14 protein-coding genes and 1 riboswitch are annotated in these 13,304 nt (G+C 38.2%); all 14 genes read left to right on the top strand.

All coding sequences use genetic code 11. From position 1 onward, the window contains the following. Positions 1-21: 21 nt before the first annotated feature. The 14 genes from gcvH (at position 22) to PSR14_RS26970 (ending at position 13,242) form a co-directional block, all read left to right on the top strand. Positions 22-405: a glycine cleavage system protein GcvH gene (gene gcvH / locus PSR14_RS27035; protein WP_000026900.1), complete on the top strand. Its 384-nt coding sequence runs from the start codon at positions 22-24 to the stop codon at positions 403-405. 499 nt (positions 406-904) lie between these two features. Further along, entirely contained in the window at positions 905-1,249 is a 345-nt protein-coding gene (locus tag PSR14_RS27030) for a toprim domain-containing protein (RefSeq protein ID WP_000640869.1), read from the top strand. 3 nt (positions 1,250-1,252) lie between these two features. Continuing rightward, entirely contained in the window at positions 1,253-1,561 is a 309-nt protein-coding gene (locus PSR14_RS27025) for a thioredoxin family protein (protein WP_001998544.1), read from the top strand. A 154-nt stretch (positions 1,562-1,715) separates the two neighbouring features. After that, complete coding sequence (locus tag PSR14_RS27020; RefSeq protein ID WP_048557138.1) at positions 1,716-2,060, top strand: hypothetical protein; 345 nt, start codon at positions 1,716-1,718, stop codon at positions 2,058-2,060. A gap of 125 nt (positions 2,061-2,185) precedes the next feature. Then, positions 2,186-2,293, top strand: a riboswitch (SAM riboswitch). A 179-nt stretch (positions 2,294-2,472) separates the two neighbouring features. Then, a complete protein-coding gene (locus PSR14_RS27015; RefSeq protein ID WP_000601776.1) occupies positions 2,473-3,498 on the top strand; it encodes a methionine ABC transporter ATP-binding protein in 1,026 nt (341 codons plus the stop codon). Then, the gene (locus PSR14_RS27010) at positions 3,491-4,156 is read left to right on the top strand and encodes a methionine ABC transporter permease (RefSeq protein ID WP_000359556.1); all 666 of its coding nucleotides are present in this window, start codon (positions 3,491-3,493) and stop codon (positions 4,154-4,156) included. The genes PSR14_RS27015 and PSR14_RS27010 overlap by 8 nt, the downstream gene beginning before the upstream one ends. Before the next feature lie 23 nt (positions 4,157-4,179). Then, positions 4,180-4,992, top strand: coding sequence for a methionine ABC transporter substrate-binding lipoprotein MetQ (metQ, locus tag PSR14_RS27005; protein WP_000735115.1), 813 nt, complete (start codon positions 4,180-4,182; stop codon positions 4,990-4,992). Between the two features lie 72 nt (positions 4,993-5,064). Beyond that, the gene (gene metQ / locus PSR14_RS27000; RefSeq protein ID WP_000722401.1) at positions 5,065-5,871 is read left to right on the top strand and encodes a methionine ABC transporter substrate-binding lipoprotein MetQ; all 807 of its coding nucleotides are present in this window, start codon (positions 5,065-5,067) and stop codon (positions 5,869-5,871) included. 238 nt (positions 5,872-6,109) lie between these two features. Further along, positions 6,110-6,895, top strand: a complete 786-nt coding sequence (gene sufC / locus PSR14_RS26995; RefSeq protein ID WP_000929157.1) for a Fe-S cluster assembly ATPase SufC — start codon at positions 6,110-6,112, stop codon at positions 6,893-6,895. A 15-nt stretch (positions 6,896-6,910) separates the two neighbouring features. After that, positions 6,911-8,203, top strand: a complete 1,293-nt coding sequence (gene sufD / locus PSR14_RS26990; protein ID WP_000152165.1) for a Fe-S cluster assembly protein SufD — start codon at positions 6,911-6,913, stop codon at positions 8,201-8,203. Then, a complete protein-coding gene (sufS, locus tag PSR14_RS26985; RefSeq protein WP_001020761.1) occupies positions 8,203-9,423 on the top strand; it encodes a cysteine desulfurase SufS in 1,221 nt (406 codons plus the stop codon). Before sufD ends, sufS begins: the two co-directional genes overlap by 1 nt. Continuing rightward, on the top strand, positions 9,413-9,844 hold the full coding sequence (sufU, locus tag PSR14_RS26980; RefSeq protein ID WP_000009523.1) for a Fe-S cluster assembly sulfur transfer protein SufU: 432 nt from the start codon (positions 9,413-9,415) through the stop codon (positions 9,842-9,844). The genes sufS and sufU overlap by 11 nt, the downstream gene beginning before the upstream one ends. A 48-nt stretch (positions 9,845-9,892) precedes the next feature. Further along, positions 9,893-11,290 (top strand): Fe-S cluster assembly protein SufB, encoded by a 1,398-nt coding sequence (gene sufB, locus PSR14_RS26975; protein WP_001118823.1) that lies wholly within the window; start codon positions 9,893-9,895, stop codon positions 11,288-11,290. 536 nt (positions 11,291-11,826) lie between these two features. Next, positions 11,827-13,242, top strand: coding sequence for a bifunctional UDP-sugar hydrolase/5'-nucleotidase (locus tag PSR14_RS26970; protein WP_218952492.1), 1,416 nt, complete (start codon positions 11,827-11,829; stop codon positions 13,240-13,242). Positions 13,243-13,304: the final 62 nt, after the last annotated feature.

The raw sequence follows: 13,304 nt of genomic DNA, 5'->3' as shown, positions 1-13,304 counted from the left end.
ACATTCACTGGAGGTACAGTCATGAGCATTCCAAATAATTTACGTTACTCTGAAGAACACGAATGGGTAAAAACTGAAGGTAATGAAGTTGTTATCGGTATTACTCACTTTGCACAAAGTGAGCTAGGCGATATCGTATTCGTTGAACTTCCAGAAGTAGGTGCAACAATCGAAGCTGACGAGCCATTCGGAAGCGTAGAATCTGTTAAAACAGTTTCTGAATTATACGCACCTGTAAGCGGTAAAGTTGTAGCAGTAAACGAAGAATTAAGTGACCAACCAGAACTTGTTAACGAATCTCCATACGAGGGTGCATGGATGGTTAAAGTTGAACTTTCTGATGCAAGCCAAGTTGAGAAGTTATTAACTGCTGAAAAATATGCAGAAATGACAAACCAAGACTAATTATAGTCGACTGAAGGACAGCCTTTGTGCTGTCCTTTTTTATTTTGTGTTACATAATGCATTTAAAAACGAGCGCAAATGAATAAGCTATTATGGGAATGAATGTTTTTCGATAAGGTTTCATGGGGCTTTGTAATCTGAACGAGCCGCTTGCGCTTTTCATTGTCTAGCTCCACCTCCTAGCCCTTCATGTCTAAGAACCTTCCGCACGAGAAGACAAAAAGCGTCTTCTGTGTGAAAGAACCTTAGCCAACAGGGCTAAACAGTCGGTTCCGCTTTTCACTATGATCCAGCTTCAGCGGCTAGATTGTTCGGTGGCTTCGCTTCTTCCTGCAAGGCAAAAAGCGCCTTTACGTCAGAAGCTCCATCCCCCTCACAATCTGAACGAGCCGCTTGCGCTTTTCTTTTGCAAAAATAAACAGGAAACAACATGAAAATAACGAATATACTATATACTAAGTTAAAGGTTGTATAGTATATGGTGATCGGGTGATGACATATGATTTATGTAGAAAAAGTCATTATTGTAGAAGGTACATCAGATAGAAGAAAGATTGAATCTATTATTCGGGAACCGGTGGAAATTGTTTGTACAAATGGTACAATTGGTTTGTCGAAAATGGATGAGCTCGTTGATCAGTTTTTTGATAAGGAAGTGTATGTGCTAGTGGATGCTGATGATGCTGGAGAAAAGTTAAGGAAACAGTTTCGAAAAGAATTTCCGCAAGCAGAGCATATTTATATTGATCGCTCGTACCGGGAAGTGGCAACAGCGCCATCTTCACACTTAGCAAATGTATTATGGGGAGCTGACATTGACGTTTATACAGAATATTTACGGTAAGGAATGATAGAAGTGATTGATTGGACAGGAGCCGAAGCTACAGCCCTAATAGAGAACGAAGAAAAAACAGTGTTATATGTATATACTCCAATGTGTGGAACATGCCAATTAGCAAAAAAGATGTTAACAGTCGTTGAGATGACAATTGAAGATTTGAAAATTGGGATGTTAGATTTAAATTATGCTCCGCATTTCGCGAAAGAGTATGGAATTGAAAGTGTACCGTGTTTACTTGTTTTTGAAAATGGGACACTCATGAAGAAGATATATGCATTTCATTCGGTTGAATATTTATATACGGAATTAAAGTAGGCGGCAAAGTTTTTGCCGCCTCGACATATTTCTTGGGAAATATGTCGAGATGCAGGGTGGTTACAGTATTTGTCGAGCGAAAGTAACAGGATTGCTCTTGAGTGAGAGGGAATGGTATGTGTAATAGAAAGTGATATGAAGGATGTGATTTAGAGTGAAATTATATTCTTTGCTTCAATCATTTGTAAATTACGCTAATGGTCAATATCATTTAGAGCCGCTTTTAAGACAAGGAGAAAAAACTGTTAATTTCCGCTTTGGAGATGAAAGTTGTTCGTTACAAATTTCAAGAGATTATATAGAACTGTTGAAAGAAGAAAGAGGAACGGAGCAAATCGTTTGTGTAGATGAAGAAGATGTAAAACAATTGGTGAATGGCAATGTACGATTGCAAACGTTAATGAACGATGGACGTATACAATATTCGGGAACGTATCGAACGATGTTATTAATTGAATCGATGTTTCATATATGTAAACCGATGTCAGTGGGCGCTTAAAATTCTGAAGTTTCGTTTTTTACAAAAATTTCTGTTGACATGGTGTGTGGATATTGATACAATTCAATTCATAAAATATAGACAATTTCATAAATTACAAATCAGACGAAAATGTAATCTGATTTCTCTTATCAAGAGAGGTGGAGGGACTGTGCCCTGTGAAGCCCGGCAACCGTCAACTTATGTTGAAATGGTGCCAATTCCTGCAAAGCAAATGCTTTGAGAGATGAGAGAGAGGGATAATGTTGTTATATACGCATATAAACCTTTCTGCTTCTCTAAAGCGGAAAGGTTTTTTTGTTGTTTGAATGTGGAGGACATTCAAATAATAAAAGTAATGAGAACGGTAGACTACACGCATCAAAAATAAAAAATTGCGGAGTCGACCTAAACAAAAAAGGGGTGATACACCATGATTCTATTAGAGAATGTAAAGAAAATATATAAAGCAAAAAGCGGTGATGTCACTGCTGTAGATAATGCCAATTTAAAAATAGAGAAAGGTGAAATATTTGGTGTTATCGGATATAGTGGCGCTGGAAAAAGTTCTTTAATTCGATTATTCAATCAGTTGGAGAAACCAACTTCAGGTCAAATTACAATTGCCAATCGCGTCATTTCAGCGATTACAGGAAGCGAACTTCGTAAGGCAAGACAAGAGATCGGAATGATTTTTCAACACTTCAACTTACTTTGGTCACGAACTGTACGTGAAAATATTGAGTTCCCACTTGAAATTGCAGGTGTTGATAAGGCGAAGAGAAGAAAACGCGTTGATGAGCTAATTCATCTTGTTGGATTAGAAGGAAGAGGAGACGCGTACCCATCTCAGCTGAGCGGAGGACAAAAGCAACGCGTTGGGATTGCAAGAGCGTTAGCTAACAATCCGCAAGTACTTTTATGTGATGAAGCAACGTCAGCTCTTGATCCAGAAACGACAGATCAAATTTTAGATCTATTATTAGATATTAATAAACGTCTCGGTTTAACGATTGTACTCATTACACACGAGATGCACGTAATTCGAAAGATTTGTAATCGCGTTGCGGTAATGGAGAAAGGAAAGATTGTAGAAACAGGTCCAGTACTTGATGTGTTCCGTAATCCGCAGCAAGACATTACGAAACGATTTGTACAGCAGTTAACGGATTCTGAAGATACAAATGAAACGATTGAAAGTTTAATTGAAAAATATCCAGATGGAAAAGTAATTCGTTTGCAGTTTATCGGTGAAGCGGTAGAAAGACCAGTACTTCAAAGGTTAATGCAGCGCAGTGATATAGAAGTTAGCATTTTGCAAGGAAATATTGCACAAACGAATAACGGCTCTTACGGTAGTTTAGTTGTTCATTTAAATGGTGAGGAAACAGCGATTCAGCAAGCAATAGAGGGAATACATCAAGATCAAGTAGAGCTGGAGGTGATTGCACATGGATAAATTACTCACAAATGTTGATTGGAATCAAATGTTAGAAGCAACGGGTGAAACGTTATATATGACGGCAATCGCAGCTCTTGCCACATTTGTTTTAGGACTCATTTTAGGATTGTTACTCTTTATGACAGCGAAAGATAATTTATGGGAAAACAAAGCGGTTAACACGGCGATTGGAGCGTTCGTAAACATTTTCCGCTCGATACCGTTCATTATTTTAATCATTTTATTAATCCCATTCACAAAGATTCTGCTTGGAACAATTCTTGGAGCGAGTGCAGCACTTCCAGCTTTAATTATTGGAGCGGCACCGTTTTACGCGAGAATGGTTGAAATCGCCCTTCGTGAAATTGATAAAGGTGTAATTGAAGCTTCAAAAGCGATGGGAGCAAAAACAAGCACAATTATTTTGAAGGTGTTAATTCCAGAATCGTTACCAGCATTAGTATCTGGTATTACGGTTACGACAATTGCTTTAGTAGGCTATACAGCAATGGCGGGAGTTGTTGGTGCTGGTGGCCTTGGAACACTTGCTTATTTAGAAGGATTCCAACGAGGAAATAACGACGTAACAATTGTTGCGACAATTTGTGTATTACTAGTTGTATTTTTCATTCAATGGATTGGTGATCGTGTAACGACTCGAATAGATAAACGATAATAAAAAACGGGAGGATGTTTCAAATGAAAAAATTATTACTGACAGCACTTATTTCAACTTCAATTTTTGGGTTAGCTGCTTGTGGCGGGAAAGATAACGATGAAAAGAAACTAGTTGTTGGTGCTTCTAACGTACCGCACGCTGAAATTTTAGAAAAGGCAAAACCGTTACTTGAGAAAAAAGGAATTGAATTAGAAGTGAAAAAATTCCAAGACTACGTATTACCAAATAAATCGTTAGCGGATAAGGATTTAGATGCAAACTACTTCCAGCACATTCCGTATTTAGAAAAAGAAATGAAAGATAAAAAATATGATTTTGAAGTAGCAGGAAAAATTCATTTAGAACCGATTGGTGTATATTCTCAAAAATATAAGAGCTTAAAAGAACTTCCAGACGGAGCGACAATTATTATGAGTAATTCAGTTGCTGATCATGGACGTGGTTTAGCAATTTTACAAAAAGAAGGCATTTTAAAAATTAAAGATGGGGTGGATCCAGTTAAAGCAACTCCAAAAGATATTGCGGATAACCCGAAAAACTTGAAATTCAAAACAGATATTGAGCCTGGTTTATTACCACAGGTGTATAACAATAAAGAAGGCGACGCGGTTTTAATTAACTCGAACTATGCAATTGATGCGAAGTTAAACCCAGAAAAAGATGCAATTGCAATTGAAAGTAATGATTCACCATACGCAAACGTAGTAGCTGTTCGTAAAGGCGATAAAGATAAGAAAGAGATTAAAGCTCTTGTAGAAGTATTACATTCTAAAGAAATCGAAGACTTCATTAATAAAGAATATAAAGGGGCAGTTGTTCCTGTAAAAGAATAATTGCTGTAAAAGGGCTGGTGTATGCCAGCCTTTTTTATAACTACATAATTATACGGGAGAAGGGGACATCATATGAAAAAGATTCTATTGTCAGTTGTTACAGCGTTGTCTGTATTTACATTAGCTGCTTGCGGAGGGAAAGAGGAGAATAAGCTTGTTGTGGGAGCTTCTAACGTACCGCACGCTGTTATTTTAGAAAAGGCACAGCCGATATTAGAGAAAAAGGGAATTAAATTAGAAATTAAAAAATTCCAAGATTATGTGTTGCCAAATAAAGCGTTAGCGGATAAGGAAATTGATGCGAACTACTTCCAACACATTCCTTATTTAGATAAAGAAATCCAAGAAAAAGGATATAAAATTGTAAACGCGGGAAAAATTCATTTAGAGCCAATGGGTATTTATTCAAAGAAATATAAAAGCTTAAAAGACTTACCAGATGGCGGGACAGTGATTATGAGTAATAACGTAGCGGAGCGTGGCCGTATGCTAGCACTGTTACAAAAAGGCGGCGTTATTAAACTAAAAGACGGAGTAGATGTTGTGAAAGCAACAGTAAAAGATGTTGTAGAAAATCCGAAAAACTTAAAGTTTAAAACAGATGTAGAGCCTGGGCTTTCACCAAAGTTATATGAAAATAATGAAGGTGATGCATTATTTATTAATTCAAACTATGCAATTGACGCAAAATTAAATCCAACAAAGGATGCGATTGCGATTGAAGGATCAGACTCTCCGTATGCAAATATTATTGCAGTTCGTAAAGGTGACGAGAAGAAAAAAGAAATTAAAGAGCTAGTAGAAGTACTGCATTCAAAAGAAATTCAAGATTTTATTAATAAAGAATATAAAGGTGCTGTACTTCCGGTAAGTGAATAAATATAAGGAAAGGACTGGAAAATTACCAGTCCTTTTTTCTTTATATAAATAAGAAGAAAGGTGTATCATAGAAAGATGTGAAGGAAATACTTATATACATTTGTGAAAAAATTGTTACTTTTTTTCGTCGTTTGCGATATCATTTTATTTGATATAAAATTAGAATGAGAATAAAATGAGAATATGAACGTTTTAGGAATTTTTAAAATGTATATATAGGATTAATGGAGGTATTGAGATGGCTGGTTCTACATTAACGGTTAAAGACTTACACGTATCAATTGATGGCAAAGAAATTTTAAAAGGTGTAAACCTTGAAGTAAAAGGTGGAGAAATCCACGCAATTATGGGACCTAACGGAACAGGTAAATCAACTTTATCTTCTGCAATTATGGGTCACCCAAAATATGAAGTAACAGAAGGTAGCATCATCATCGACGGTGAAGATGTATTAGAAATGGAAGTAGATGAGCGCGCACAAGCAGGTCTATTCCTAGCAATGCAATATCCAAGTGAAATTAGCGGAGTAACAAACGCTGACTTCTTACGTTCTGCAATTAACGCACGTCGTGAAGAAGGCGATGAAATTTCTCTTATGAAATTTATCCGTAAATTAGATAAAAACATGGAATTCCTAGAAATGGATCCAGAAATGGCACAACGTTACTTAAACGAAGGTTTCTCTGGCGGTGAGAAAAAACGTAACGAAATTCTTCAATTAATGATGATTGAGCCAAAAATCGCAATCTTAGACGAAATTGACTCAGGTCTTGATATCGATGCATTAAAAGTTGTATCTAAAGGTATTAACGAAATGCGCGGCGAAGACTTCGGTTGCCTAATGATTACGCATTACCAACGTTTATTAAACTACATCACTCCAGACTTCGTTCACGTTATGATGAACGGTCGTATCGTTAAATCTGGTGGACCTGAGCTTGCACAACGTCTAGAAGCTGAAGGTTACGACTGGATTAAAAAAGAATTAGGTATTGAAGACGAAACAACAGAGCAAGAAGCGTAAGAGAGGAGCATAAACATGACAATCGGTACATTACCTTTCGATCAAGAAACAATCCGTCAACGCGCAAGCGAAGTAAACGAAGCAGCTTGGTTGACTGAGTTCCGCTTACAAGCTCTTGCACAAGCAACTGAACTTCCAATGCCAACTCCTGATAAAACGAAAATTGACAAATGGGACTTTATCGGAAAAGGCGACGCTGCTAAGCAAGAGCCTGTAAGTTCTTTAACAGAGCTTCCAGAAGCAGTGAAAAACTTAATCGATGAAAATAACAGTGTATTAGTGCAACGTACTGGTACAACTGCATTCGTTTCTTTAGCAGACGAAGCAAAAGAAAAAGGTGTTATTTTCACAGACATCGTAACAGCTGCAACTGAGCATGCTGAACTAGTACAAAAGTACTTAATGAAAGACGGCGTGAAGGTAGACGAGCATCGTCTAACTGCACTTCATGCTGCATTAATCAACGGTGGTGCATTCGTATATGTTCCGAAAAACGTTGTTCTTGAAACTCCACTTCAAGCTGTATTCTTAGTAGACGGCGAAGAAGCTAACGTATATAACCACGTATTATTCGTAGCTGATGCGAACAGTACTGCAACTTATGTAGAAAACTACGTTGCAAATGAAAATGCTAAAGGTATTGCAAATATCGTAGCAGAAGTAATCGTGGAACAAGGCGCACAAGTGAAATTCGGTGCGGTTGATCTATTAGCAAAAGACGTAACAACTTACGTTAACCGCCGCGGTATTGTTGGACGCGACGGCCGCGTTGATTGGGCTCTAGGCCTTATGAACGACGGAAACACAATTTCAGAGAACGTTACAAACTTAATGGGCGACGGTTCATATGCTGATACGAAAACAGTAACAATTGGCCGTGGTAACCAAACACAAAACTTTACAACTAAAGTTGTTCACTTCGGTAAACACTCTGAAGGTTGGATTTTAAAACACGGTGTACAAAAAGATAGTGCAACATCTATCTTTAACGGAATTGGTAAGATTGAACACGGTGCATCTAAATCAAATGCACAACAATCTTCTCGCGTTCTTATGTTAGATGAGAAAGCACGCGGTGATGCAAACCCAATTCTTTTAATTGACGAAGATGATGTTATGGCAGGTCACGCAGCTTCAGTAGGTCGCGTAGATCCAACTCAACTATACTACTTAATGAGCCGTGGTATTCCAAAACGCGAAGCAGAACGTTTAGTCATCCATGGATTCTTAGCACCTGTAGTTAATGAGCTTCCAATTGAAGGAGTAAAGGCACAGCTTGTTGAGGTAATTGAAAGGAAAGTTCGCTAATGAATATTCATGAAATACGCAAACAGTTTCCAATTCTTGATCAAAAAGTGAACGGCAAACAACTTGTTTATTTCGATAGTGCAGCAACTTCTCAAAAACCAATTCAAGTCATTGAAACGTTAGAACGTTACTATAAAGAATATAACTCTAATGTGCATCGCGGTGTTCATACGCTCGGTACGAAAGCTACCGACGCGTATGAAGGTGCACGCGAGAAAGTTCGCAAGTTTATTAATGCGAAATCAATGGAAGAGATTATTTTCACGCGCGGAACAACAACTGCATTAAATACAGTAGCGGCTAGCTATGGTCTTGAAAATGTAAAAGAAGGCGATGAAATCGTTATTTCTTACATGGAGCACCATAGTAACATCATTCCGTGGCAGCAAGTTGCGAAGAAAACTGGTGCAACTTTAAAATATCTTCCGCTTCAACCAGATGGGACAATTTCAATAGAAGATGCTCGTCAAACAATTACACCGAATACAAAAATCGTTTCTATCATGTATGTTTCTAACGTACTTGGAACGATTAACCCTGTAAAAGAAATCGGAGCAATTGCACATGAAAATGGCGCAATTATGGTCGTTGACGGTGCACAAAGTACACCTCATATGAAAGTGGATGTACAAGATTTAAACTGTGATTTCTACGCATTATCTGCTCATAAGATGTGCGGCCCTACAGGTATCGGCGTATTATATGGTAAGAAAGAATTGCTAAACAATATGGAGCCAATTGAATTTGGCGGTGAAATGATTGATTTCGTAGATTTACAAGAATCTACTTGGAAAGAGCTTCCGTGGAAGTTCGAAGCAGGTACGCCGATTATCGGTAATGCAATCGGACTTGGTGCGGCAATTGATTTCCTAGAAGAAATCGGTCTTGATAATATTGAAAAGCATGAGCATGAATTAGCGCAATACGCTTTAGAAAGACTATCAGAAGTAGATGGCGTTACAATTTATGGTCCAAAGCATCGCGCTGGTCTTGTTACATTTAATATTGAAGACGTACATCCTCATGATGTAGCGACAGTATTAGATGTAGAAGGTATTGCGGTTCGCGCAGGACATCACTGTGCACAACCGCTTATGAAGTGGCTGAAAGCTTCTTCAACAGCACGTGCAAGCTTCTATTTATATAATACAAAAGAAGAAATTGATACATTTGTTGAATCGCTAATCAAGACAAAGGAGTATTTCACAAATGTCATTTAATAATTTAGATACGTTATATCGTCAAGTTATTATGGATCATTACAAAAATCCTCGTAACCATGGCGTGTTAGAAGATAGTGTTACAGTTAACTTGAACAATCCAACTTGCGGCGACCGTATTCAACTTACGATGAAAGTAGAAGAAGGTATTGTGCAAGAAGCGAAGTTTGAAGGAGAAGGATGTTCTATCTCAATGTCTTCAGCTTCAATGATGACACAAGCAGTAAAAGGTAAGAAAATTGAAGAGGCACTTCAGCTTTCTAAAATTTTCTCTGACATGATGCTAGGAAAAGAGTACGATGACAGCATCGATTTAGGAGATATTGAAGCATTACAAGGCGTATGCAAGTTCCCTGCACGTATTAAATGTGCAACATTAGCGTGGAAAGCGTTAGAAAAGGGCTTAAACGAAGATAAGTAATGTTAAAGGTTCCTAAAAACGAGGTTATCTAAGGAGGGACACACCAACATGGCGAAGCAACTGCCAGATATCGGCGATTATAAATATGGTTTCAAAGACAAAGACGTTTCGATTTTCCGTGCTGGACGCGGTTTAACAAAAGAGATCGTTGAAGAGATTTCACGTATGAAAGAAGAACCACAGTGGATGTTAGACTTCCGTTTAAAATCACTGGATAAGTTCTATGAAATGCCAATGCCACAATGGGGCGGCGACTTAAACGACTTAGATTTCGATGAAATTACGTACTACGTAAAACCATCTGAGAAATCTGAGAAGTCTTGGGATGAAGTACCTGATGAAATTAAAGCTACATTTGATAAATTAGGTATTCCAGAAGCTGAGCAAAAGTATTTAGCTGGTGTATCTGCACAGTACGAATCTGAAGTTGTATACCACAACATGAAAGAAGACCTAGAAGCTCTAGGAATCGTCTTCAAAGATACAGATAGCGCATTAAAAGAGAACGAAGATATTTTCCGTGAGCATTTCGGAAAAGTAATCCCACCGACAGACAACAAATTCGCAGCATTAAACTCTGCAGTTTGGTCTGGTGGATCATTCATCTACGTTCCAAAAGGTGTTAAAGTTGATACACCACTTCAAGCGTATTTCCGTATTAACTCTGAAAATATGGGACAATTCGAGCGTACGCTTATCATCGTAGACGAAGGCGCACACGTACACTACGTAGAAGGTTGTACAGCACCTGTTTACACGACTAACTCACTTCACAGTGCGGTAGTAGAAATCATCATTAAGAAAGATGCATATTGCCGTTATACAACAATCCAAAACTGGGCGAACAACGTATACAACCTAGTTACAAAACGTGCGGTTTGTGAAGAAAACGCAACGATGGAATGGATTGACGGTAACATCGGATCTAAATTAACGATGAAATACCCAGCAGTTATCTTAAAAGGCGAAGGCGCTCGTGGTTTAACATTATCTATCGCGATTGCTGGTAAAGGCCAACACCAAGATGCTGGTGCGAAAATGATTCACTTAGCACCAAACACGTCTTCAACAATCGTTTCTAAATCGATTGCGAAGCATGGTGGTAAAGTAACTTACCGTGGTATCGTACACTTCGGACCAAAAGCGAAAAACTCTCGCTCTAACATCGAGTGTGACACGTTAATCATGGATAACCAATCTACATCTGATACAATTCCTTACAACGAAATCAAAAACGATTACGTTTCACTTGAGCACGAAGCGAAAGTATCAAAAGTATCAGAAGAACAATTATTCTACCTAATGAGCCGCGGTATTTCTGAGCAAGAAGCTACAGAAATGATCGTAATGGGCTTCATCGAGCCATTCACTCGCGAACTTCCAATGGAATACGCAGTTGAAATGAACCGTCTAATCAAGTTTGAGATGGAAGGTTCTATTGGATAATATATAAAGGAAGCGCCCTGCTGTGCAGGGCGCTTTTTTTTATTGTGTGAGTTGGGCTTGGGGTGGGGTTAGCCGAGATACCCAGGTGGGTTTCTGACTAAATATATCAGCGATTTTTCAAATATATCGATCACAACTCGGAATATATCGGCGATTATTTCAATATATCGACGATTCGACAAGGAATATCGACTTATCAACAAATTACGACAAAAGAAATTCTTCATATACCCTGCAACATTTTATATGAAAGGGGACCGACTGGAAGTAAGGCAAAGATACTGACAAATCCACTGGTGAATCCAATTGAAAAAAGACCTGCGAATCTCCTGTTGAACTTTCTGACAAATCCCCGCTCTACCAACAAATCCCCAGACTGGAAAAAGTAAAGTTTCTCATATAAAAAGGACAATCTTTTGCTTTTTCTCACAATGCGAGTACAATGTAAAATAGCAAGAAAAGACGAAAAGTATTTACAGGATTATTGCGTGCGCATAGCGTAAATGGCAGTAAGGAACTGAGAGGAGGTTTTTTCTCTGAATATAAATAAAGAAACAATCATCCACCTTTATCATACAAACGATATACATAGTCATTTTGAAAATTGGCCGCAAATTTCTCGCTTTGTACAAGGAGAGAAAAAGCGAAGACAGGAAGCGGGAGAGACTGTTTTAACTGTAGATATCGGCGATCATGTGGATCGTTTTCATAGTATTTCGGAAGCGACGAATGGGCTTGGCAATACGAAGCTTTTAAATGAGGCGTTATATGATTATGTAACGATCGGAAATAATGAAGGAATTACGTTAGCGAAGGAGCATTTGAATCGTCTATATGATGATGCTGGATTTGAGGTGCTTGTCGCAAATTTATTTGAAAAAGAAGGGGTACGTCCAGAGTGGGCAAAGCCTTATAAATTACATACAACGACAGATGGGATTACGATTGCTTTTATCGGATTAACGGTTGCGTATCCAGAGTTTTATCAAATGTTAGATTGGCATATTGAAGATCCAATTGAGCATTTAGAGTCTATTTTAGAAGAAGTGAGAGATGAGGCTCATATAACGGTTGTCCTTTCTCACCTTGGAAAAAGTATGGATGAGCATATGGCGGAGCATTATGATATAGATGTTATTTTAGGGGCACATACGCATCATTTATTTGAGCGTGGTGTTCTTATGAATCATACGTTACTTTGTTGTTGTGAAAAGTGGGGACGTTACGTTGGGCACGTTCAGCTTACTGTGGATAAAGAGACGAAGAAGCTGTTGAAAAAGGATGGTAGAGCAATTAAGACTGAACGTTTAGGTGCTTATAACAAACCATTATCCACAATTGAAGCGCTGCAGGAAGAAAGTAAACATATTATGGAAGAACCTGTTGTTCATTTAAAGGAATCATTACCGGTTGATTGGTTTCATGAGACAGCATTTTCGCACATGTTAGCAAATGCGTTGAAAAACTGGTGCGATGCAGAGATTGGCATGGTGAACGCTGGTGTACTTCTTGAAGGATTAGAAGAAGGCGTTGTGACGCGCGGAGATATTCACAGAATTTGTCCACATCCAATTAATCCATGCCTATTAAAAGTGCCGGGGAAAACGTTAAGAGAAGTGATCTTGAAAGCACGTCGGCCGAATATGGAGAACCTTGAGGTAAAAGGGTTTGGATTTCGGGGGAAAGTAATGGGGAAAATGATTTACGCTGGTGTAGAAGTCATTCCAGATACGATTCCTGGGAATAAAATTTTACTCGAAGATGTATTAATTAACGGGGAATCGCTGGAATTAGAACGTATATATACGGTAGGAACGATTGATATGTTTACATTTGGCTACTTATACCCAGAGCTATCCACACTTTCTGACAAACAATATTATATGCCAGAACTACTTAGAGATGTGTTAGCAGACATGTTAATAACTTATACATCTTCTGTCAAACTATAGGCTAGTTAACTTGTAACACTCATTTTTCTCTTGTCATACAGATAAGAAAGAGAGGAGTGTGA

It is taken from the genome of Bacillus sp. A01H, assembly GCF_045277205.1.
GTDB classification, from domain to species: Bacteria; Bacillota; Bacilli; order Bacillales; family Bacillaceae_G; genus Bacillus_A; species Bacillus_A paranthracis.
Note: the sequence above shows the minus strand (reverse complement) of the source record. Positions and strands in the feature narration are given on the sequence as shown.